The sequence below is a fragment of the Paraburkholderia sediminicola genome, from assembly GCF_902859805.1.
Classification (GTDB): domain Bacteria; phylum Pseudomonadota; class Gammaproteobacteria; order Burkholderiales; family Burkholderiaceae; genus Paraburkholderia; species Paraburkholderia sediminicola.
Genome location: NZ_CADIKC010000001.1, coordinates 578,868 through 602,385, shown reverse-complemented (window position 1 = coordinate 602,385; position 23,518 = coordinate 578,868). Strand labels below are relative to the sequence as shown.

General features: G+C 61.3%; 18 protein-coding genes. 10 read left to right on the top strand and 8 right to left on the bottom strand.

The window, feature by feature from the left end; translation table 11 throughout:
• Positions 1 to 91 precede the first annotated feature (91 nt).
• The 5 genes from R8871_RS02630 to R8871_RS02610 form a co-directional block, all read right to left on the bottom strand.
• Positions 92 to 1,648 (bottom strand): DHA2 family efflux MFS transporter permease subunit, encoded by a 1,557-nt coding sequence (locus tag R8871_RS02630; protein WP_175048913.1) that lies wholly within the window; start codon positions 1,646 to 1,648, stop codon positions 92 to 94.
• Positions 1,649 to 1,721: 73 nt separating this feature from the next.
• The gene (locus tag R8871_RS02625) at positions 1,722 to 2,882 is read right to left on the bottom strand and encodes an HlyD family secretion protein (RefSeq protein ID WP_175048912.1); all 1,161 of its coding nucleotides are present in this window, start codon (positions 2,880 to 2,882) and stop codon (positions 1,722 to 1,724) included.
• A 66-nt stretch (positions 2,883 to 2,948) separates the two neighbouring features.
• A complete protein-coding gene (locus tag R8871_RS02620) occupies positions 2,949 to 4,457 on the bottom strand; it encodes an efflux transporter outer membrane subunit (RefSeq protein WP_175048911.1) in 1,509 nt (502 codons plus the stop codon).
• Positions 4,458 to 4,586: 129 nt separating this feature from the next.
• Positions 4,587 to 5,021 (bottom strand): MarR family winged helix-turn-helix transcriptional regulator, encoded by a 435-nt coding sequence (locus tag R8871_RS02615; RefSeq protein WP_097395779.1) that lies wholly within the window; start codon positions 5,019 to 5,021, stop codon positions 4,587 to 4,589.
• Positions 5,022 to 5,277: 256 nt separating this feature from the next.
• Positions 5,278 to 6,186, bottom strand: coding sequence for a LysR family transcriptional regulator (locus R8871_RS02610; protein ID WP_175049956.1), 909 nt, complete (start codon positions 6,184 to 6,186; stop codon positions 5,278 to 5,280).
• Between the two features lie 244 nt (positions 6,187 to 6,430).
• On the opposite strand from R8871_RS02610, the gene R8871_RS02605 reads away from it, so the two are divergent.
• From R8871_RS02605 to R8871_RS02585, 5 genes are all read left to right on the top strand, one after another.
• Positions 6,431 to 6,997 (top strand): TetR/AcrR family transcriptional regulator, encoded by a 567-nt coding sequence (locus tag R8871_RS02605; protein WP_175048910.1) that lies wholly within the window; start codon positions 6,431 to 6,433, stop codon positions 6,995 to 6,997.
• 220 nt (positions 6,998 to 7,217) lie between these two features.
• Positions 7,218 to 7,643, top strand: a complete 426-nt coding sequence (locus R8871_RS02600) for an organic hydroperoxide resistance protein (protein WP_175048909.1) — start codon at positions 7,218 to 7,220, stop codon at positions 7,641 to 7,643.
• A gap of 37 nt (positions 7,644 to 7,680) precedes the next feature.
• Positions 7,681 to 8,709, top strand: a complete 1,029-nt coding sequence (locus R8871_RS02595; RefSeq protein ID WP_175048908.1) for an alpha/beta hydrolase — start codon at positions 7,681 to 7,683, stop codon at positions 8,707 to 8,709.
• Between the two features lie 173 nt (positions 8,710 to 8,882).
• Positions 8,883 to 9,593, top strand: a complete 711-nt coding sequence (locus tag R8871_RS02590; RefSeq protein ID WP_175048907.1) for a hypothetical protein — start codon at positions 8,883 to 8,885, stop codon at positions 9,591 to 9,593.
• Between the two features lie 418 nt (positions 9,594 to 10,011).
• Positions 10,012 to 11,118, top strand: a complete 1,107-nt coding sequence (locus R8871_RS02585; protein WP_175048906.1) for an iron-containing redox enzyme family protein — start codon at positions 10,012 to 10,014, stop codon at positions 11,116 to 11,118.
• Positions 11,119 to 11,238: 120 nt separating this feature from the next.
• Here R8871_RS02585 and R8871_RS02580 read toward each other — a convergent pair whose 3' ends face one another.
• Positions 11,239 to 13,728: a phospholipase D-like domain-containing protein gene (locus R8871_RS02580; protein WP_175048905.1), complete on the bottom strand. Its 2,490-nt coding sequence runs from the start codon at positions 13,726 to 13,728 to the stop codon at positions 11,239 to 11,241.
• 453 nt (positions 13,729 to 14,181) lie between these two features.
• On the opposite strand from R8871_RS02580, the gene R8871_RS02575 reads away from it, so the two are divergent.
• Together R8871_RS02575 and R8871_RS02570 are read left to right on the top strand one after the other, a co-directional pair.
• Complete coding sequence (locus R8871_RS02575; RefSeq protein ID WP_175048904.1) at positions 14,182 to 14,484, top strand: type II toxin-antitoxin system Phd/YefM family antitoxin; 303 nt, start codon at positions 14,182 to 14,184, stop codon at positions 14,482 to 14,484.
• 44 nt (positions 14,485 to 14,528) lie between these two features.
• Positions 14,529 to 15,134 carry a TetR/AcrR family transcriptional regulator gene (locus R8871_RS02570; RefSeq protein ID WP_175048903.1) on the top strand — a complete coding sequence of 202 codons (606 nt, stop codon included), beginning with the start codon at positions 14,529 to 14,531 and terminating at the stop codon, positions 15,132 to 15,134.
• 95 nt (positions 15,135 to 15,229) lie between these two features.
• On the opposite strand, the gene R8871_RS02565 is transcribed toward R8871_RS02570, so the two are convergent.
• A complete protein-coding gene (locus R8871_RS02565; RefSeq protein ID WP_246287322.1) occupies positions 15,230 to 15,916 on the bottom strand; it encodes a PulJ/GspJ family protein in 687 nt (228 codons plus the stop codon).
• Positions 15,903 to 16,286, bottom strand: coding sequence for a type II secretion system minor pseudopilin GspI (gspI, locus tag R8871_RS02560; RefSeq protein ID WP_175048902.1), 384 nt, complete (start codon positions 16,284 to 16,286; stop codon positions 15,903 to 15,905). Before gspI ends, R8871_RS02565 begins: the two co-directional genes overlap by 14 nt.
• 412 nt (positions 16,287 to 16,698) lie before the next feature.
• Here gspI and R8871_RS02555 point away from each other — a divergent pair, with 412 nt between their 5' ends.
• From R8871_RS02555 to R8871_RS02545, 3 genes are read left to right on the top strand one after another with little or no spacing between them, the layout of a single operon-like run.
• Complete coding sequence (locus R8871_RS02555; RefSeq protein ID WP_175048901.1) at positions 16,699 to 18,999, top strand: tetratricopeptide repeat protein; 2,301 nt, start codon at positions 16,699 to 16,701, stop codon at positions 18,997 to 18,999.
• Positions 18,989 to 21,214 carry a tetratricopeptide repeat protein gene (locus R8871_RS02550; RefSeq protein WP_175048900.1) on the top strand — a complete coding sequence of 742 codons (2,226 nt, stop codon included), beginning with the start codon at positions 18,989 to 18,991 and terminating at the stop codon, positions 21,212 to 21,214. The genes R8871_RS02555 and R8871_RS02550 overlap by 11 nt, the downstream gene beginning before the upstream one ends.
• A gap of 4 nt (positions 21,215 to 21,218) precedes the next feature.
• A complete protein-coding gene (locus R8871_RS02545; RefSeq protein ID WP_246287321.1) occupies positions 21,219 to 23,444 on the top strand; it encodes a tetratricopeptide repeat protein in 2,226 nt (741 codons plus the stop codon).
• The last annotated feature ends 74 nt before the right edge of the window (positions 23,445 to 23,518 follow it).

Here is a 23,518-nt window from a genome sequence, read left to right as displayed (position 1 = left end):
CCCTCGGAGCATTCTAGCGAACCACGCCGGTACAGTACCTATACGGTTTGTGGGATGGTGCCCGGTACGGACGACAATCCCCAGCCGTCTTTCAATGCGCCGCCGCGGCCGCGTCGCTCGAACCGCCAGCCTTGCCTGGCTTCGTGATCCAGATGAGCGGGATGATGATGATCATGATGATCGCGGCTCCGTAGAACACGTCGTTCAGCCCTAACATGGCGGCCTGCGTCTGCACTGTATGGTCGAACAACGCATACGAAGCGCCTTGTCCCAGACCAAGCACCGAATGGTAGGACTCCATCTGCGCATTGAAGATCGGGTTGGTCGGGCTCGACTGCTGCGTCAGAATCTCGTGATGCATGATCGTCCGGTTATTCCACACGACGTTCGCCAGCGACGTACCGATACCGCCGAAGAACACGCGTCCGAAGGTGGACAGTCCGGCTGCGGCCGGCACCTTTTCGGGCGGCTGCCCCGAGAGGATGATCACGGTGAGCGGAGCGAAGAACAGCGCCATCGGAATACCCTGCAACAGGGTCGGCAGGATGATGTATCCCTCGCTGATGTCGGTATAGAAATACGTGCGCATGAAGTAGACAATCGCGAATCCGATGAACGCGAACGTGCCGATAATGCGCGCATCGGAACGCGGCAGAATCTTGCCCATGAGGGGCGCGCCGATCACCGCGAAAATGCCCAGCGGCGCCGTAGCAAGCCCTGCGTCGACGGCTCGATATCCCAGGTACTCCTGCATCCACTGCGGAAGCAGCACCAGCGTTCCGAAGAAGATGCCATACGCGACGGCAATCGAAACGGTGCCGCCGAGAAAGTTGCGCTGCTTGAACAGCGTCAGGTCGACGATCGGATTCTTTTCCGTGAGCTCCCAGATAATGAATGCCGCGAGACCCACTGCCGCAACGATAGCCAGCACGACGATCGTGGTCGACGAGAACCAGTCGAGATCCTTACCCTTGTCCAGCATCACCTGAAGCGACGCGACCCAGACGATTAGCAGCACCAGCCCGACAACGTCGATGGGCAGCTTTCTGGCCGGCGTATCGCGCTTGCGATAGAGAAGCCAGACCATCGCGGCAGCGAACAGTCCGACCGGGATGTTGATATAGAAGATCCACGACCAGCTATAGCTGTCCGTTACCCAGCCGCCGAGCGACGGCCCGACAATCGGCCCGGTCACCACGATCATCGAGAACAGCGCGAGTGCCAGCGAGGATTTCGCCTTCGGCCACGAACTGAGCAGCAGTGCCTGCGACATCGGGATGAGCGGCCCGGCAAAGGCGCCCTGCAGCGCGCGCGCAAACAACAGGATCGGCAACGTCGGCGCGATGCCGCACAGCCAGGATGCGAACACGAACAACAATATCGAGCCGACGAACAGCCGGACCTGCCCCAGCCTCTGCGTCAGCCAGCCAGTCAAGGGAATCGCGATTGCATTCGCAGCGGCAAAGACGGTGATGACCCACGTGCCTTCGTCGACCGATACACCGAGGTTGCCGGAAATGGTCGGAATGGCGACGTTGGCGATCGACGAATCGAGCACGGTCATAAAGCCCGCGAGACCCACGCTCAGCGAGCCCAGGGCGAGCGTCGCCCCGGTAAGCGGCGGGTGATTTGGATGGTTGGAGTTCATGGTGATACGGCTGTCCTGTGTCTGGCAAGAAAGGCGCGGCTTCTTTCGAGTGCCGCGGTCCAATGAGCGGAGGTCATTCGTTTTCGGCGATGATTCGCGCGATCGCGGCATCGGCCTCGTCGCCGTACTTTGCGAAAACGTCGGTCTTATAGGCGGACGTAGACTGCGTACCGAGCTGGGCGCCGGCAGGGTCCTTGACGTTGACATCCACGTTCATTGACAGACCCACACGCAACGGATGCTTTTCCAGTTCCGCAGGCGGAATCTCGATACGCACCGGGAGCCGCTGCACCACCTTGATCCAGTTGCCGGTCGCGTTCTGCGCAGGCAACAGCGCCAGTGCCGATCCGGTGCCCGGCGTAAAGCCCACCACCTTGCCGTGATAAACGACGGAGGCGCCGTAGACGTCGGCTGTCAGCTCAACAGGTTGTCCAACACGGATGTGACGAAGCTGCCACTCCTTGAAGTTCGCATCGACCCAGACCTGCTCCAGCGGCACCACCGACATCAGCGCTGCGCCGGGTGACACGCGCTGCCCGACCTGAACCGAGCGCTGTGCGATATATCCGGTCACGGGGGCCGGCAACGTGGTGCGCGCGTAAGCCAGGTAGGCGTCGCGAACGTGGGCGGCGCTTGCCAGTACGTCCGGATGCTTCTCGACCGACGTGTTGGCCGTCAACGCGCGATTGGCGCCAAGCTGTTGCCGGGCTGCCTCAAGCGAAGCCTGAGCCGAGCGGACCGCGTCACGTGCATGTGAGATTTCCTCGTCCGACACCGCCCCCGTCATGCCAGTGGCAAGCCGGCGCTTCAGATCGTCCTGTGCCTTCGAAAGATCCGACTGGCGTTCAGCGATATCTGCACGGTATCTGTCGTCGTCGGCATACAGGCCATGGACTCTGCGAACGGTTTGGCCCAGATTCGCCTCGGCCTGTTGCAGCGCAATCCTGGCGTCCGCGGGATCGATCTGGACGATCGGTTCGCCCTTCCTGACGATTTGCGTGTTATCCGCATTGACACCGATGACGGTTCCCGTGACCTGCGGCGTAATTTGCACGACGTTGCCGTTGACGTATGCGTCGTCCGTATCCACGTGGTGACGGGCGTTGACGAAATAGAAAGCGCCATACGCAGCGCCTGCGATTGCGAGCGAAGCGGCAAGCAGCGAAAGCAGGAGTTTGCGTTTGCCGGGTTTCTTTTCCGGCTCTTTATCTGACTGTGACTGAGGTGCGTTCATGAGTAGCTCCAATAAGGTTTGATGGTCGCGCTCAGGCGCGTTACGCCCGAGCGCAGATCGGGTCGTTCAGTGAGTTGCCGTGCTGCCGGACGGCGCGGGAATCGGCGTCTCCGTGTTCGCAGCAAGGCCGGCGTGCGAAGCGTCGAAGCCGCCGCCGAGTGCCTTGATCAGCCCGATCTGCATGCCGCGGCGATCCATTTCGAGGTTCACGACGGCTGTTTCGGCTGCGAGCCGGTTGTCATCCGCGTTCAACACCTGCAGTTGCTGGTTCAAACCCGCCTTGTATCGAACGAGCGCCAGTTGATAGGCTTTGGTCTGCGCATCCAGGGCCTGCTGTGCGTCGACCAGTTGACGGTCGGCCGAGTGGATCTGCGTGACCTGCGTGGCAACATCGGATAAAGCGCTGATCAACGTCTGGTTGTACGTGGCGACGTCGTAGTCGAAGTCCGCGTAGCGGCCCTTCAGTTGTGAGCGCAGGGCGCCGGCGTCGAAGATAGGCAGATGGATCGCGGGTCCTGCCTGAAGTTGGCCGCTTCCAGCTGTCAGGAATCGCCCCCAGCCAAACGCGTCCAGCGCGGCTGATGCGGAAAGATTGACGTCCGGAAAGAACTCGGCCTTCTTTTCCTTCACATCGTGGATTGCTGAATCGACCTGCCAATAGGCCGCAACGATGTCCGGGCGGCGCGAGATCAGATCGGCGGGCAGGTTGTCGGGAAGCGCGACGTCGTTACCTTCTCCAAGCGATGGATTGGCGATCTTGAGGCCGCCGTCCGGTCCTTCACCAAGCAGGGCGCCCAACTGATAGCGTACGGTCGTGATCTGTCCATCGAGGTCGCTGACGCTGGAACGGCTCGTCGCGGTTTCGCCGTATGCGGTCTGCCGCTCCACGTTGGTGTCGAGTCCCGCGCCCACACGCCCGTCCGTGATTCGCCCGATGTCCTCGCGATTCTTCACTTCGCGGGCTTCGATATCGCGCAACGCATAGAGCTGCGCAAGATGGTTGTAGGTGCTGGCCACCGAAGCGGCCAAAGAGATGCGCACCTCCTCGGCTTCGGCTTCAGCGACCTTCTCCTGCGAGACGGACTGACGAAGCCGCTCGCGATTCTTGCCCCACAGGTCGAGATCAAACGAAGCACCGGCGAGCACGTTGTTCTCGCTCTGCCATGTGCCGTTGACCGGCGGTGGAGTCGACCCATTTTCGCTATAGCGCTCGCGCGTCCATGAATAGCTTCCCGTCACGTTTGGATAGAGTGCGGAATGGGCGTTGCCGACAGAGGCAGAGGCTTTCTCAATCCGGGCGCGTGCCTGGTCGATCGTTGGATTACCCTTTAACGCCTCGTCGATCAGCGCAGACAGTTGCGGATCGCCGAATTGCTTAGACCAATCCATGGCAGGCCACTGTCCACCCTCGGCAGGCAAGCTCTCCTTCGTCTCGTACTGGGTGGGCGGGGCAATCTGCTTGTCGCTCTTGATGCCGGCGTAGTTGACGCATCCGGCGAGACCAAGCGCCGCTACCGCCGCGGCTATCGTGGCAGCCCATGCGCTCGCTCGGAGCTGGGGTCGATCGTGCTTCATGATGGTTTCCGTTTTCCTTTGGCTGATCTGGGTTGTATGGCTTCGCATTGCTTAAAGTGCATATGCACACAATAGCGTTCAAATATTTGCTTATCGATCTACGAGGTGAATAAGTCTGTTGCGTTGGGGTTATCTTTCGGACAGGTAGCTCGTCATGCGAAACAGTTCGCTTCGCAGATGCGCTGCCTGTTGCTGGCCAAAACTACGTTCGAAACTGGCCTGCGCGGTTGCCCAATGAGCGGCCGCTTCGTCGAGCTTCGTCAACCCTCTGCGGGTGAGCACGACTCGCAACCGCCGATTGCTTTGCGGTTCGGCGGGAGCAACCACGAGGCCACGCCGGAGCAGGGGTTTAAGCGCTCGAACGAGGGTCGTTCTGTCCATCACCATGGCTTTGGCCAACTCGGCCATCGTCAGATTCGTACAACGACTCAGTGTTCTGAGGACGCTGAACTGTGTGGGCGTGATGCCGGCTTCAGACAAATGACGCTCGTAAAGCTTCGAAATATGTCGGGAGGCTTGACGGAGAGCAAAGCAGTCGTCGTCCGGAAGATCGTTTGAGTGCATACGCACAGAGTAGTGCGGCCCCGGCCGGGAAGCGATGCTGGCCGGATTATCAGTTTGTTGTCGTTTCGTGCACCAATCGTCCGGGGAGCAACGAGGAATGGGGCTGGGCGCTGACCGGGCGCGCGTGGCGTTGGCCGGATCCAGTCGGGCTCATCACCGAATACCGAATACCGAATACCGAATACCGAGCACCGAAAGCGGCGACTCATCCCGCCCTTTTTGTCACCGGCGCGTTTCGCAGGTTGTCTTTGCCCGATTAGCGCGATGTCGCCAGCGTTTCGAAGAAGGCAGCCGCATAGTCGATAAATGCGCGCACCTTGGCCGGCAGCAGGGTCCGGTTGCTGTAGGCGAGCTGGATTTCGACGCTGTCGTCGACAAGCTGCGAACCGCTGAGCAGCTGGACGAGCTTCCCCGAGGCCAATTCGTTTTCTACAAGCGCTGCCGGCACGACACCGATTCCGAAACCCTGCAGCACCATTTCCAGGTTGAAGGCGGGGCTGTTCGACGAAACATCGAAGCGAAGCGGAACGCTCAACTCCTCCTCGCCAATCCGGAAGCCGATGACAGGGCGCCGAATGGACGGCGACATCGGCACAAAAAGATGCGTGGCCAGTTCCGACGGGTCTCCCGGCGTTGACGACGCCTGCAGATACTGCGGCGTCGCGACGATGACAACCGGAATGCGTTCGAGCAGGCGCACCACCGTCGTTTCGCTCGTCAGCATGTACGGAAGAATGAGGCCAAGGTCGAACCCGTCGCCGACGAGGTCGACGGGCCGCTCCGTCAGCGTCACGTCGAGCGTGACTTTCGGATGGGCCCGCTTGAATCCGGCGATCAGGGGAACCAGCCGGCTTACCGTCGCCGTCGTATGGGCGACAAGGCGTAAGACGCCACCCGCTTCGCGTGTCTGGTTTGCTACGTTCGCTTCGAGTACATCCAGATCGTCCAGGATACGCACGCAGCCTTCATAGAATCGTTCCGCGGCTTCGGTGAGTGAAACCTGCCGGGTCGTCCGGTTCAACAGCCGGCATCCGATCCGCTCTTCCAACCCCGCGATTGCCCGCGACACCGCCGGCCGGGCCAAGCCATGAATATCCGCCGCGCGGGTGAAACTCTTCAGTTCGACCACCGACCGGAAAATGCGCAGGCTTTCGATATATTCCATGATGAGATCTCGTCGACCAACGGGAACAAAGGATGGACGGAATGCCGTTTTTAGCGCCACCGGAGGTTCCGGTTGCGAACCCTGCTCCCCACGGTATCTCACAGGATAGGCAACGGTCGAGCCGGCGACAGAAAACAGTCTATGCCACCGCGGCTCTGCCTTCATATCGGATAGCCACGTCGCGTTGCCTGAAAAATTGCAAAGTCGCTTGACAGTCTATCTATGAGTAGATAAAGTTCACTCCATGGAACCGACAACGACAGTCCGCGAACAGATCCTCGACCACGCAATCACGCTCATCATGCTGCGTGGTTACAACGGGTTCAGTTACCGTGATCTGTCCAGTCTGGTCGGCGTGAAAACCTCGAGCATCCACTACTACTTTCCGTCGAAAGACGATCTGGTTCTGGAGGCGGTGAATGCGTACAGCAATGAGGTATTGGGCGCGCTCCATGGCATTAACGCTTCATTGGCCGCGGACACAAAGCTGAGCAAGTACGCGAAGCTGTTCGGCAGGACACTCGGTGACGGCAATCAGATCTGCCTGTGCGGCATGCTGGCTGCAGACATCGAATCGCTGCCTGACAACATCCGCCAAGCCGTGCAGGCGTTTTTCAAAGCGAACGAAAACTGGCTAGCCAAGGTTCTCGCGCAAGGTGTGCAGGAAGGCACGCTGGCGGTGAACGGGAAACCGGAAAACGCGGCGCGGGCGTTGTATGCGGCTTTTCAGGGCAGTGTGCTTGCAAGCCGTCTGTTCCACACCAAGGCCCGGCTCGAAGACGTCGAGGCGACGGTGCGGATTGCGCGGTGAAGCTCGCAGCGCGGTAGTCAGTTAAGAGGCGGTGCGCCGCCTCTTTGTTTGGCCCATCAATCTATCTTTGAGTAGATAGATTGATGGGAAATAAAGCTGGGAATAGGAAGTAGCGAGGAAGTAGCCAGGAAAAGCCTGAATTGCCTGTTTAATTTTACGGATTAATCTATCTAGTAGTAGATAGCAAATTCGATCACTCACTCTTGTAAGGAGCTTCACCATGTCACTCGAAAAAGTCCTCTACCGCGCTCAAGCTCATGCCACCGGTGGCCGCGATGGCCGCGCCGTGGTGCCCGCAGGCAACCTCGATTTCAAGCTGACCACGCCGAAAGAACTGGGCGGCGCGGGCGGCGAGGGCGCCAATCCGGAACAGCTCTTCGCGGCCGGCTATAGCGCCTGTTTCCTCGGCGCGATGAAATTCGTCGCCGCCCGCGACAAGATCGCCATCCCCGCGGACGTCTCGATCGACGGCAGCGTCGGCATCGGCGCGATCCCGAATGGTTTTGGCATTGAAGTGGAACTGAAGATCTCGCTGCCCGGCATGCCGCGCGAAGCGGCGCAAACACTGGTCGACAAGGCGCACGTCGTTTGCCCTTACTCGAACGCGACCCGCGGCAACATCGACGTCACCCTGACGATCGTCTAAGCCTCAGCCTCTCACCGTTACAAACCTGGAAAAAATCATGAAGACCTTCAAGCCTTTGCTGCTGGCCGCCGTACTTGCAACCAGCGCGACCCTCGCCATCGCCGCAAGCCCGGCAACGTCCGCCTCGCCCGATCTGGTGACCAGCCAGTTCCTGCATGCGTTGAACAGCGGCACAGGACCGGCAATCAACACATTGACACCGGCGCAGGCGCGTCAGGTGCTGGTTAGCGCGCAGAACAGCGTGAAGGTCGATCTGTCCGGCATCGATGTGTCGAACAAGACCATCGAGCAGGACGGCATCAGCGTGCCGATCACGATCGTACGGCCGCAAGGCGCAACGGGTACGTTGCCGGTGTTCATGTTCTTCCACGGCGGCGGTTGGATCCTTGGCGATTTCCAGACGCACGAGCGGCTGGTGCGTGACCTCGTCGTGCAATCCGGGGCCGTGGCGGTGTTTGTCAATTACACGCCGTCGCCCGAAGCGCGTTATCCGGTGGCGATCAATCAGGCGTACGCGGCCACCAGATGGGTCGCGGAACACGGCAATGAAATCGGCGTGGACGGCAGCCGCCTCGCAGTAGTGGGCAACAGCGTCGGCGGCAACATGGCCGCGGTTGTATCCCTGATGGCGAAGAACAAGCAGGGTCCCGCAATCCGCTTTCAAGGCCTGATGTGGCCGGTGACGGACAACAATTTCAGCGACGGCTCGTACAACGCCTATCCGGAAGGCCACTTCCTCACCCGGCCGATGATGAAGTGGTTCTGGGACGCCTACACCAAGGATCCGAAGCAGCGTAATGAGATCTACGCGTCGCCGCTGCGCGCGTCGGTGGAGCAGTTGAAGGGGCTGCCGCCGGCGCTCATTCAGGTCGCGCAGTTCGACGTACTGCGCGATGAAGGCGAGGCCTATGGCCGCAAGCTCGATACAGCGGGCGACGAAGTCACGATAGTTCGCTACAACGGCACGATCCACGACTTTGGCTTGCTTAACGCGCTCGCCAACGACGCGCCGACCAAGGCTGCAACGAGGCAGCTTGCCAACGAGTTGCAAGCGCGTCTGAAGTAAGCTGTACCGCCTTGACCGCGGCGCGTTGCATGGCAGCATCGCGCCGCGGCGATCAGCGTTATTTCCTTCAATGTGCAAGTCGATTGCTGATACGGCAGCCTATGGCGCTCCATGTCCGATAGCAAAATAAACGGTATATACTGTTTATACGGTTATCAACACGGAGAGACCACATGACAACACCCGTTACGAAAGAGCACACCAAGAAGGCGTTCCACTTCCCCAAGAGCTCGTCGAAGCACGCAGTAGATGGCGCCGAGCCGGCAGTCGCGGCGGAGCAGCCGGAGCAAGCGGCGCCTGCCGTCGAAAAAGCGTCCAAAGCGAAGCGCGCGGCCGCCGCGGAAGCAAAGCCTGTCGTCAAGAAAGCTGCCAAGAAAGTGAAGCGCGCGGCGACTGCGGAAGCGAAGGCCGCCGTCAAGAAACCAGCCAAAGCAAAGCGCTCGGCAACTGCGGAAGCGGCCCCTGTCGTCAAGAAGGCCGCTAAAGCGAAGTCCTCGGCAGCAGCGGAAGCCAAGCCTGTCGTCGAAAAAGCCCCCAAGACCAAGCCCGCGGCCACTGCCGAAGCGGCGCAAACCACGAAGAAAGCAGCCAAGCCGAAGCGTTCCGCAACTGCGGAAGCCGCGCCTGCCAGCGCTCCGGAAGCGAAGAAAGCCAAGCAGCCGAAGAAAGAAAAAGTCGTGCGCGACAGCTTCACGATGCCGAAGTCGGACTACGACATGATCGCGTCGCTCAAGCAGAAGTGCCTCGACGCCGGCGTGCCGGTGAAGAAGAGCGAACTGTTGCGCGCAGGCCTGATGATGCTCGAGTCGGCTTCGGCGCAGCGCCTGCTGGCCGCGGTGTCGTCGCTTGAAACGGTAAAGACGGGGCGTCCCGCGAAGGGCTAAACCCGGCATCGTGGTTCGATGCAAGTTTTGGCGGGAGGCGTGCCCGCCCGGGCGGTGTCGGACTGCAGCGCATCCGGCTGCAAGTTCTCGAGCCGCAGGGGCGGGTACGAAGCATCATCATGACATCGCCATATTGCTGGCGGGTGACGGACAAATTACGCCGGCCTGCCAGCCGCTTCCCAGCGCACCTGCCATGCACGTTGGCCGGGCCGTGCACGAGAGACGCACGGGCCGGTGCACGCGCACAGGGAACGCAATCCCGTTGTAAGTACATTTAGACACGCGAACGCAACGCGGCGACGACACAATCTGTAAGCACTGACGCTTACTGCACGCCAATGTCAGCCTGACATCGCGTCAGGCCATCCATCGCGATACCGCGCGGGTGCACAGATAACAGTCTAGCCGGGGTATCCCCATGTTTAGCGTCCATGCCGAATCGGAACACGCGATCCGTTCGCCTTTCCGTGATTCGTCGTCACTACCCATCTCGATGCATCTGGCGGAAGCAGAAGATCTTTCGTCCGTAATTCGCGCGATGCTTGAAGATTCCGCGCTGGAGTTGCATTTCGACGTACATCCCCAGGAATTCGCCGCGCTGCTGCAACGAGCCGATGAGGCGATCGAGGCCGCGTTCGCGCGTAGGGAGGACGATGCGCTGGCGGACGTGCATGCCACGCTTTTCGCGCTGTATGAACTCCACGTCGCACCGGCCGGAAGCAAGCGGTGCGTGAACCAGTTCAATCCCTATCTGACCCGTCTGCGTGGCGCGATCGAACGACGCTGGCTTGCGTCCGAAGCGCTACACACGACGCGGCTCGACGCCAACGTGCACTCCGCACATGACCTGACCGACGCCATCCGCGCGGTATCGGCGCAGCATCGCGCGTCAAAGCATCCGCTATTCGATTTCCTTGAGAAAGACGCCACGCGAGCGCAACTGTCTGCGTTCTTTCGCAGCGACAGCGCGCTCAATATCCGTTTCTTCGATCTGATCGTTCTCGCATTGCTGGGCTCGGACCCTTCCGTGCGCGGTGAGCTGTCGCAGAACTTCTGGGACGAAGCGGGCAAGGGCGATCCTCAGCGAAGCCACGTCACGCTGTTCCGCCACCTGTTGCAGACCGTGGACATTCCTCATGCCGACGACGATCACGCGTCTTTGCTCGGCTGGCAGGGGCTGGCCGGCTACAACCTGTTCATGATGACGGGCCTGAATCGCAGCCAGGGTCTGAAGTCGCTGGGCGTGATGGCCGTGACTGAGTTGCTCGATCCGACGCAATACGAAAAACTCACGCGCGGATGCCGGCGGCTCGGCCTGGGTGGAGCGGGCGAGCTCGAGTACTACGACGAACACGTCTCCATCGACGTGGTGCACGCGGAGGGCTGGCTGTCGAACGTCATCGTGCCGCTCGCCACCAAGTTCCCTTCGCAAATGGACGACATCTATGCGGGCGCGCAATGGCGTCTGAATACGTGTGCCGCTTACTATGACGCGCTTTACGAGCGACTGCTCGCGCTCGACTGATAGCTCGGCTAGGACTCAGCGCGCGATGCGGCACAACGTGGCGTGATTACTGCCACGTTGTGCCGCTTCCGTTTTGCAATGCTGTTTTCACAACCGCACACGCGCGCTTCGCAAGGCCCCTTAGCTGCCCACCGGCGAAGCCAGATAATTCCAGTCGTGCAGGAAAATCTGCTCGAAGTAAGCCGCGGCATCCGCGCTATGAATGATCAGGCCCGCATCGCGATTGCGCAGCGTGCCGTCCGCCGACCAGTTCTGACTGCTGACCATGACGACATTTCCGTCGACCACGATTCCTTTGTTGTGAACGTTCGCCTGCCGGCGCAGCACCGACGACGGCACGCCCGCCGCGACCAGCTTCTCGACCCATGCGTCGTTCTGGAACTGACTGGTGATGAGACGCACGTCGAGTTTGCGGTCGATGAGCGCCTTCACCGCCGCAATCAACGCGTCATGTTGCGCATCGTCCGGGCGTCCGCTCGGATGGATATATTGGGTCTGCATGTAGAAGCGCTGCTGGGTGGACTCGATGAGCGTCTGAACATGCGGTTGATAGTTATCGGGCGTGAGTAGCGGCTGGATCTGTACGGTATCGCTCAACGTCTTCGGCGCAAAGAACTGGCGCGGGGCCTTGCCGGCTGCAAACGCTTCGATTGGAACGTCGAGCGCGGCGGTCCCGGCTCCGGGAATATCCATCCCCATTGCCCGGGCTTGAGTTATCGCGTCGTGAGAGACCTTATAGTCATTCTCCAGGAACGCGCGAAACGTGCTCGCCAACGCCTTGCTCGTGACGATCACATGCCAGTCCCGATCGCTCTTCTCGGCGAGCTTGCGCGCGGCTGCCACGTCCGACAGATCGATCTCCGGCTGATTGCTGTTGTTCCAGTTGCCCGAAGAGAGCCAGAAGGTATCGTCTTCGCGCACCGCGACCTTGATGTGATACGCGTTCGGATAGATCCAGACAGGGGCTTTCGGATCGGCATTGGTGAGCGCCCAGGTGCCGGCGAAGCGCTCGCCGAGCTTGGCCGAGAGATCGTCCTGGGTTTGCTCATCGGTCTGGTCGGCCGTGGGATTCTTCGCGGGATGGTCGAGCGTAAGCGTCAGCTTCTGGTCTCCGGCAAACGCGGATTTGACAGCAGCGAGAATGTGCTCCGATGTGAAGTCGTACATGCCCACCACCAGTTCTTTGCGAACGCCGGCGATGAAACTCGATAGCTCCGCCCATCCGGCATCGGGACTGACGTGCAGCACCAGCGAGACCTGTTCCGTCACTGCATCGAGACTCGCGTCCGGCGCCGGTACGTACGGAATCTGCTCCTTGCGCGCACGGGCAGCGACGAACGCCTGGAGCGGCGCAGGCGGACTTGCGAGTGCGTTGCCCTGTCCGTCGAAGAACACCTGGTCCGCGAAATCGGGTTGCCGCAGTTCATGGCGAGCTTCAGCCAGTGCGCAATATCGCGAGGGGTCTAGCGCCTGCATCGATTCCATGGCGTCGGCAGCGCGTACATCGACGGGTACGCCGTCGATCTGCTTCGGCAGCGCGGCTTGCAGTGCTGTGAGCTTGTCCGCCGCCACGGTGACGACAATGGCTGGCATGACAGCGCGTCCAGGCGCCGGCCATTGCAAGCCGCTACGCACGGACAGCACACCTGCTTGCCGGAACGAGTCGGCGTGCGTGTCGAGCATGGTCCGAATGTTGATTGCCTGGGTTTCCTCAGTTTCCTGTTTCGCACCGGCGGTGCCGGCAGGGTCCGTCTTGAGGCGAGCGAGCGCCGCCGAGAAAAGGGCCGCGCCGGTTGGCAACGCACTGGCGAATATCATGCGGCGCGCGTCTCGCCGTTCCACCGCCGGCGCGCTCGCTTTCAATTGCGAGAGCGGCTGAGGCAACTGCGTGAGGCCGTCGACGAAGCTGCGCAGCGACCGTCCGCCCGTCAGCGATCCGCCACCGGGTTGCCCGGATGCGAGATCGACAATTTCGGGCGCGCCGAAATGCCTGACCTGCTGCAGCTTGTTGTTCTGCGGGTTGAACCAGGTGAGGTAGCCATTAGGCAGCACCTGGCGAGGCCGCGTGATCTTGCCGCTGAAACTGTAGCGTGCGCCCGACGTGCCGGCAGGGTCGAAATAGTTAGGCGTGTAGAAGTCCGAGACCAGCACGTCGTCGATCAGATAGGCGCAGGTTGCGTCTTCGGGCGGATCGCATATCTCGACCAGATATTCGACCTTGCCGTCACCGTCCTGCACTTCGTTGTCGATGATCGTCACCGCATTGGCCGCGGTGAGGCGGTTGCCGCCTGGATCGACCAGCATTTCGAGTATCTCGTGACTCGCCGACAGCGACCATGTATTGCCGGCCAGGACAACCGCGAACGGCTGGTTGTGCTCGGTCAGGTGAAATCCGGCGGCGCCCGCCTGAACCTCGTCCACCACGTAAACCGGCCAGACGCCTGGATCGAGATGGTCGGTGGACTCGAGCGCGACAACGGTGCCCGACACATTCCAGATCGGTGCGAGATCGCGGCTGATCTGCAGGTTGAGGGCCTGCGCGACACGGACGACATCGCTGTAAGGTACGGCGGCGGATTGCGACACGATTCCAACGCGGGCGGTCAACATGGCATGTCTCCTGGGTGAGGACGGAACAGCTCATGTTCAGGGTGACCCGTTGTTATGGCGCGGCCATGACAGCAGTGTGGCAGCCCCAGCAAAGCCGCCACTGTCATGACATCCGGATGAAAAATTGTTCGTACAACCGAGGACTGGAACGCAGGCCAGGGGGATGCCGGAACGCCAGATTCCCACTATGTGTTTTCTCTAACGAGGCATCCAGAACTGAAGGCATATAGAAAGCAAATTGCAAAAAATAATTCAACGAAAATCTCAACATTGCCTGTCGCTTAAACAGACCCATCTGTATAGAATGCCTCGGCGTTGTTCCATTTCATTACCGCGCCTTACCGGGTAACGGACGGCAACGCCCCGCGCACAAATCAGAACACACATAAGCAAACGCCACGGCAGGCGACGAGATCCGTTGGCTGCTGCCGGTGAATTGCTGAGAGGGCTGACATGGAAAATCTGGCGACACTCGGTGCACTGTCCATCACCACACGTGATCTAAGCAAGAATCCGTCGAAGGCCCTGCGCGACGCCTGCGCGCGGCCGTTGATCGTGATGCGGCATCAAAGGCCCGTTGCGTGCCTCGTATCTATCGAGCAATGGGCAGAGTTGATCGGCAAGCTGAAAGACATCGAAATGAACACCAGCATCGCGCAAGTCGATTTACAGATTCACTCGTGTGAAATGGGCAGCGCGGTACATTTGCTGTCCGAATCCCATCTGGCCATGGCTGAGGCAATGGGCGCCAAGTGAACTCAGGTATCTCGCCCGGGCCCACCGTATCTACTCATTGAAGAATGTCACTGACGCAAAAGACGCCTTCGGGCAAGCGGCAACAGTTGATCGACAAAGCCACCGAGTTGTTCTCGAAAGAGGGATACCACGCTGTAGGCGTCGATCGAATCATCACGGAATCGGGCGTCGCGAAGATGACGCTCTATAACCACTTCGCGTCGAAGTCCGAACTCGTTCTGGCTGTCCTCAAGCAGCGTGAAGAAAGTGCAGCCGACTCCCTGCGCGCGTTTGTGAACGGCTATGAACAACCGCTGGAACGCATCAAGGCGGTGTTTCTCTGGCATGAAACGTGGTTCAAGGAGGCGACGTTTTGCGGCTGCATGTTCATTAACGCCGCCTCGGAGTTTCCGGATCATGGCGATGCGATCCATCGCGCGTCCGCCGCCCAGAAGGAGCACGTGACGGCGTTGCTAGGTGAGTTGCTCGCGGACATGTTCGAGCCGGCAGTGGCGGCGCGGCTCGCGGCGCAGTTGCTGATCCTGGTGGACGGCGCCACCGTGACCGCGCAGATTTCGGGGAATCCCGATTCGGCGATGACCGCGTGGGACATCGCGCGGCAGTTGATCGCCGCGCAGCAAAGCACGCTTGCGGGGCACGTCGCGCCCTGAATCGCGCAGGATTGTGCAGGCGGAGGTAGCGGCGGCAGCGGCAGTCATGACGCGTCGCATGCACCGCTCCGGGCGCGATGGATTCCGCTAGTCGGTCACTGCGCGAGCGGCATGGTTCTGACAAACGCAGCCGCAGGGCTACCCGTCGAGATTGAAAATCGTATGCCGCGCGGCAGCGGCATGCCGACCGTGCTGTTCGTCCCGACCGCATATTGCGTGAGAAATCGCGCATAAGCATTGGCGATGACCTGCTGCTGATCGGTCCACACTGGCGCCATCCACACGAACACGTTCATTGACCGCACATCGTCCATCGCGACGACCCCGGCGAAGCCGTCCATGTTCTGGGCCGCATCCTTCACTTCAGTAAGCGTGGAGAGCGGCGCTGATGCGCTGCGTATCAACTGGTGATTCTTGAGTTGATAGCGCACGATCTGCAATCGTGTTGGGCCGGCGCCGACTCCGAGATGGCGCGCGATAACCAGCTCGTTCGGCCGGATTCGCAGCGGCGCGCCGCCGATTTCCTGCGGGGTCGCCATGTTCAGCGTATCGAATTGAAGCTGGGAGAAATAACGCGCGAGATTACGTGTGCGAGCGAGGTGCCCGACGACATCCTCGCGGGTGCGAATCGTGGCGTCGAGACCTCGCCAGCATAAGACGGCGACCAGTGCGAGCAGCGCGATCGCCACCAGCATTTCTATCAACGTGAACGCCGACTGCCGCGCGCGGCGGCTTCGATGCTTCCGAAGGTTCGCGTGGCTCATGGGCTTAACGTGATTCATGCTGAAGCGCCGTCGCCATGGCGGCGAGTTCCGCATTGCTCGAAGTGTCGCGATACACCGCAACGGTCACCGCGCGAATGGACGGCGTTTCCGATTGCACAACCGTCTCGCGGCAAATAAACGTCTGCCCGCCTTGCGGGCATGCAAAAACGCGGCGGCCCGGGTCGGGCCATTGCTGCGAGATCGCCAGTTCACTCAATGCATTGTCCGCGCTCCACAGCGCGAGCATCCGCGCGCGCGCGGCTTCGGTGTTGATGCTCAGCGAACCGATCGCTCTCAGCGTGGCACCCAGCGCGATAGCCACAATCGCCAACGCGATCAGCACTTCGATCAGCGTAAAACCAGAAGCGCGCCGGCCTCTTCGTTTCACTGTCGCGTCGCGTAGTAGGGACATAGGCCGTGATATTGGATCAATACGTGCTGCTGCAATACGTCGTGCGAAAAAGCACGTTTGTTTCGACGCGTGTCGAGGCGGTTTGCTTTCTGTGAACGCAAAGGATTGGCCTCCTCGCGCCAGGACGCCTTGAATGTAGCGCTGAGATGTGCCTGCTGCATGTCGAAATGTACTGAACAACGTGCGGCCCCATTTTGAGCCGCAATACCGCAGGTGTCCGTACCTTGCGTCACACGCCCGTTATGCGAGCTCGGCTAATCTCTGTCGACGAGCAATGGCCCTGCAGGTCGAACGGGTCCAATGGGTCGAGTGGGCCGATCTCCCTGATCTCCGTATAAAGCTGCTACGCAAGGGCAGCCACGGGCACACCGCGATAGCGAGGCAAACAATGCAAAACGCACAGCAAGGCGTGGCGATCCAGCCGGCGCCGGCAAACGCGCGGATTCACGAAACGACGGCGGGCGAAGCGGCGGCTACCGGTTATGCTGAACCTCGCATGACGCTCGTGCAGGCGACGCTTCTGCACGAAGGCGGTCGCCTCGACGAAGCGAAACGGGCCTACGAAACGTTGCTCGCCGACCAGCCGGACGACGCGGAAGCCTTACATCTATACGGCGTGCTTCACGCGCAGCAGGGACAACCTGAGCGCGCGCTGACACTGCTGCGCCGCTCGACGCAGCTCATGCCGCAACCGCTCGCACTCGCCAATCTCGGCTCCATCCTCGCCGCCGGCGGACAGATCGACGAAGCACTGGCATGTTTCGACGCGGCCCTCAAGCTTGATCCACGCGATTTGCACGCGCTGGTGCGCCGTGGCAACACGCTGATCGAAGCGGGGCGTTACGAGGAAGCCGTTGCCGCCTACGACCAGACCCTGGCCGTCGCGCCGATGACACTCGATGCCTTATGCAACCGCGGCAGTGCGTTGCGCGTGCTTGGCCGCTATCAGGAGGCGCTGGATACCTATGCGGCAGCCTTGACAGTCGATCCGCGTTCCTTCGAATCGCACGCCAATCGCGGCAACGTGCTCAAGTTGCAGGGCCGGCATGCCGAAGCGCTGGGCGCTTATGATCGCGCGCTGGAGATCGCGCCCAACCACCCGGCCATTCTGAACATGCGCGGCATGCTGCTGATCGACATGGGGCGTGCGCGGGAGGCGTTGGCGAGTTTCAACGAAGCGATCGCCGGACAGCCGGATCTCATCGACGCGCTCTACAACAGCGCCGTGGCGCTCGAGCATCTCGGCCACGTGCAGGAAGTCGTGGCGCGGTGCGACCGTGTGCTTGCCTTGCAAGCACAACACGCGAGGGCGCTGGCAACCCGGGCGAACGCGCGGCTTGCATTGAAGGACTACAAGTCGGCGCTGACCGACTACGACGCCGCACTTTTGCTCGATCCGCAATCCACAAGCATGCGATGCAACCGCAGCACAGCGCTGCGGCACCTGGGGCGCTACGACGAAGCACTCACCAACCTCGACCAGGTTCTCGCCATCGAGCCTTCATTCGCTGCGGCATGGGGTAATCGCGGCAACGTGCTGCAGGATCTGCAGCGTTTCGACGAGGCATTGGCGGCTAATGAACGCATGCTGGAAATCGACCCGCGCTCGACGATTGCGTGGTTGAACCGGGGCAACGTATTGCTGAACGTAGCGAAACCTGGCGAAGCATTAGAAGCCTACGAGCGGGCGCTTGCGCTCGAACCCGAACACTTCGATGCCCACGGCGCGCGCGCTTTCGTCTATTTGCGTCAGGGTGACTTCGAGCGCGGTTGGAGCGAATACGAATGGCGCTGGCGCGACCCAGCCTCGAAGGACGCGCGCCACGACCTGACTGCGCCGCGCTGGTCGGGTGCCGAGGACCTGAACGGAAAAACCATCCTGCTGCACGCGGAGCAAGGTTTTGGCGACACGTTGCAGTTCTGCCGTTTCGTGGAGCCTATCGTGGCGCGCGGAGCGAAGGTATTGCTCGAGGTGCAACCTGCGTTGCGGCTGCTGATGCCGTCATTGCGGGGTCCCTCACAGATTTTCTCGAAAGGCGAGCCTTTGCCGCCGTACGATTTCCATTGCCCGCTGCTTAGCGTGCCGCTAGCACTCGGCACTGATCTCACGACGCTGCCTGCACACACGCCGTATCTTGCCGCCGATCCCAAGATGGTGGAAAAGTGGCGACAACTACTGGGCGATGATCGCCGGATGCGCGTAGGTGTCGTATGGTCCGGCAATCCGCAGCATCTGAACGACCGGAATCGCTCGATCCGTCTGGCGAGTCTGGCGCCGCTCGTGAAGTCGGCGCCGGACGTCGACTGGATCAGTCTGCAAAAGCTGGTGCGGGATGAAGACAAGGCTGATCTTGCCACGCTGCCGTTGAGCAACCTGGCCAACGAAATCCGTGACTTCTCCGACACGGCCGCGCTGGTGAGCGCTCTCGATCTCGTCATTGCGGTCGATACCGGCGTCGCGCATCTGGCGGGTGCATTGGGCCGGCCGGTATGGCTGCTGCTGTCTGAGCCTTCCGACTGGCGCTGGCTGAGCGACAGAACCGACAGCCCGTGGTATCCAACGGCGCGTCTATTCCGCCAAGGCAAACCGGGAGACTGGGCTTCGGCAATCGAGTCCGTCAAAAACGCGCTGCGTGAAGCAACGTCGCGAACGATTGACGACACTGCGAGCCTTCGCCATGGACGCTGACGTGGCAGCGAACGCGCCGGTCAGCGGGCACCGTGCGGCCACACAAGACCTGTTCAGCGCCGCACATGCAGCTCACGAACGCGGGAGTTTCGCGGAGGCGGAAAGCGGCTACCGCGTCGTGCTAGCCGACTCGCCCGATCACGCACAGGCATGGCACGGCCTCGGCGTCTTGCAGTTCCAGCAGAGCAGGGCCGAAGAAGCCGACGCGTCGTTGAAACGCGCCATCGACCTTGCTCCCACTGCGTTAGCGCTCGCCAATCGCGCTTCTGTGCTGACGAGCCTGGGACGTCGCGACGAGGCGTTGAACTGTCTGACCGAAGCGGTGACGCTCAACCCGGCGCATCTGCGTGCACTGGCCCAACGCGCGAGTCTGCTGGAAGAAATGACACGGTTCGATGAGGCGCTAGCGGCGTGGGACCATGTGCTGAAGGTTGCGCCGACGCTGGTCGACGCGCTATGCCGCCACGGCGCAGTCGCGCTCACGTTGGGACGCGCGCCGGAGGCACTGGCGTCGTTCGAGCGGGCGCGCGCGGTGCAGCCGGCGTCATTGGAGGTATTGGGGTATTGCGCCGATGTGCTCAGGCAAATGGGACGCAGCGAAGCAGCGCTCGACCACTGCGAGCGCGCGCTGGCGATCTCGCCTGGCAACGCACGTTTGCTATTCCTGCGCGGCATGACGCTGGCGGATCTCGGCAGATTGCCCGAGGCGCTGGCGGGCCTCAACGAGTCGATCGCGTGGCAACCCGATTACATCGACGCGTTGTACAACAGCTCAGTCGTGCTGGAGCGCCTGAGGCGCTACGACGAAGCGACGGTGCGCTGCGAGCGGGTGCTTGCACTGCAACCGGACCACGCGAAGGCGCTCGCCAACCGCGGTAATGCGCAACAGAAGTTGTTGCAGTTCGATGCGGCGCTGGCGAGCTATGACGCCGCGCTGCAGATCGAGCCGGACTCGATCGAGACGCTGTGCAACCGCACGCGCGTGTTGTGTCAGCTTCGTCGAATCGAGGACGCGTTGCAAAGCAGCGAACGCGCGCTTGCACTGGATTCGGAGTATGGCCCGGCATGGTCCAGTTACGCGATCGTGCTGCACCGGCTATTGCGATATGAAGACTCGCTGGTTGCGCATGATCGTGCCGTGGCGCTTGCGCCGCGAGAGCGGATGGTGGTCTTTCAGCGCGGCAATACGCTGCGGGTGATGAAGCGCCATCGCGAAGCATTGGAAGCGTTCGAACGGGTACTCGAAATCGATCCGGACGATGTCGATACGCATTTTTCGCAGGCCTTCGTTTATCTGATCACCGGTGATTTCGCACGCGGCTGGCCGGAATATGAATGGCGCTGGCGCGAGCCGCAGGTCGGCTCGCAAAAACGCGACTTCGCCCATCCCACATGGGACGGTACTCAATCGCTTGCTGGTCAGCGGATCCTGCTCCACGCGGAGCAGGGCTTCGGCGACACGATGCAGTTTTGCCGCTATGCGCCGCTTGTCAAAGCGCTGGGCGCGCATGTCATTCTCGAAGTTCAGCCGGCATTGAAGTCGCTGCTTCGCGGGCTCGATGGTGTCGACGAACTGGTCGCGCAAGGCGACGTGTTGCCGATCTTCGATCTGCACTGTCCGTTGCTCAGTCTGCCGCGCGCCTTTCACACGGAGCTCGACGCCATCCCGTCGGGGCCGCCGTATTTGCAGGCCGATCCGGTGCTCGTCGACAAGTGGCGTGCACGACTCGGCACCGCGAGCCGTCCGCGGGTCGGCATTGTCTGGGCAGGCAACCCCAAGCATCTCGACGACCACAACCGCTCGATCGCGCTGGAACAGTTGCGGCCCGTACTCACGGATGCGTACGAATGGATCAGTTTGCAAAAGCCGCTGAGTGACGATGATCGGGCAGTGCTCGATTCACTCGGCGTTGCGTACTTCGGCGACGAGGTGCGTGACTTCTCCGATACGGCGGCGCTGATCGAACTCACGGATTTGGTTTTGAGCGTCGACACGTCGGTTGCCCATCTGGCCGGTGCGCTCGGTAAGCCTTGCTGGGTATTGCTGCCGCACTGGCCGGATTGGCGCTGGCTGTTCGATCGCGATGACAGTCCGTGGTATCCGCGTATGCGGCTGTTCCGGCAGCCGGGGCCGGGCGATTGGAGCAACGTGCTGCCGCGCGTGAGCGAAGCGCTGCGATCTGTGGTGTCGACTAACGTATCACCGCACGGGTGAGCCTATGCTATTCAAACACGCGGAAGCGCTAGCGCCGCAAGCTGCGATGCCGGGACAACCGGTCATCGATCATATGCTGCAGTTCGCACGAGGCCAGCACGAACGCGGGAAACTGGCGGAAGCGCAACATGGGTATCGTGCCGTGCTTGCCATCGACCCCGCGAACGCCTACGCGTTGCATCTGCTAGGCGTCGCGCATTTACACAATGGCGAGGCGGAGGCGGCCGAGCCGTTGATTGCGCGCTCGCTCAGTCTCGGGCTGGGCTATGGATGGGCCTTGGCCAACCACGGCGCGGTCCTGGTGCGGCTCGGCCGCAATGACGAGGCGCTGGCGGTGCTCGATCGCGCGCTACGACTCGAACCACGGCTTGCGCCGGCGCTGGTGGCGCTTGGCAACGTGAAACTGGCGCTTCAGCAGTATCTGGAAGCGTTGAGTGCGTATGACGCGGCGCTCGCCGTGTCGAGCGCGCTGCCGGAAGCGTGGAGCAATCGCGGCAACGTGCTGCGCGCGCTGAACCGTCCGGCTGACGCGTTGATCAGCTACGACCGCGCGCTCGCGTTGACGCCCAACGAATACGCCACGCATCTGAACAGTGCGCACGCGTGGCGCGACCTCGGACAATGCGACCGCGCATTGCAGGCTTATCGCACTGCGCTCGTGATTCGCCCGAAGACGGTCGACGTATTGCTGGCGTGTGGCGGCGTACTGCAGTTACTGGGCCGGGAAGAAGACGCGCTTGCATGCTACGACGAGATACTTGAAGCGAATCCGCATGACGTCGCTGCGCTCTACAACGGTTGCGTGGTGCTCGACAATCTGCACCGCTACGACGCATTGCTCGCGCGCTGCGATCGCTTGCTTGCGCTGGAACCGGATCATGCGCTCGCGTGGCTCGGCCGGGGCAATGCACTTGAAGGTATGAAACGGCATGCCGATGCGCTCGTTGCCTTCGACAGCGCACTGGCACGCGCGCCGGGCCTCGACGCCGCAAGCAACAACCGTGGCGTCGCGCTGCATCTGATGGCGCGTCACGCCGACGCGCTCGAAAGCTACGATCGTGCGCTGGCTGCCGGGCCGAGCGCTGAACTCTATTGGAGCCGTGGCAACGTCCTGCAGCAACTGGGTCGCCATGACGACGCGCTCGACAGCTACGAACAGGCGCTTGTATCGCCGACCGACACGGGGCATGCGTGGTACATGCGCGGTCTCTCGTTGCAGCAGTTGCAGCGGCACGCGGAGGCGATCACGTGCTTTCAGCGCGCACAGGAGCTGGATCCCGCGCTGTTCACGGCGCAAGCGGCCGAGGCATTCTGCCGCCTGCTGACGGGCGATTTCGCTGAAGGGTGGCGGCAGCACGAAAACCGCTGGCGCGATCCGTCGATTGCCCGTCATCGGCGTCATGAGCGGCAGCCGTCGTGGAGCGGCGATGCGTCAGTGGATGGAAAGACGGTGTTGCTGCATGCCGAACAGGGTTATGGCGATACGCTGCAGTTTTGCCGCTACGCAAGCCTGGTTGCCGCACGCGGTGCTCGCGTCATTCTCGAGGTGCCCAGCGCATTAACGCAATTGATGGAATCGCTGCATGGTCCGAGCGAAGTGGTTTCAATGGGTGACCCGCTGCCGTCGTTCGATCTGCAATGCCCGCTGTTGAGCGTGCCGTTCGCGTTCGGCACACAACTCGACACGATTCCCTCTTCCACGCCTTATCTGCAAGCGGATGCGGAAAACAGCCGCATATGGGCCGACAAGGTCGATGCCGCAGCGCGACCCGGAACGCTCAGAATCGGACTCGCGTGGTCGGGCAACCCGGCGCACAACAACGACCAGAACCGATCCGTGCCGCTGGAGATGCTGGCGCCGCTTTATACGCAGCACGCGAGTTTTTTCAGCCTGCATCAGTTCGTGCGCGAGCGCGACGCACAGTCGCTGCAAGACAGCGGTCTGATTCATTTCGGCACCGAGTTGAAGGACTTTTCGGATACGGCTGCGTTGGTGAATGCGCTCGATCTGGTGATTTCTGTCGATACATCGGTCATCCATCTCGCTGGCGCGCTCGGCAAACCGTTCTGGGTTTTACTGCCCGGTGTGCCCGATTGGCGCTGGTTGCTCGAACGCGAAGATAGTCCGTGGTATCCGCAGGCACGGCTTTTTCGTCAACAGAAGCCAGGTGATTGGGAAGAGGTCGTCGCGCGTGTTGCACGCCAACTTGCGAATCGATGTGCGTCGTAACGCGCGGAACCCGTCGCTGATATGGGGTTGAACGCACCGCGCTCTGATTAACGCAGAGTGACAGAAGGTACGTA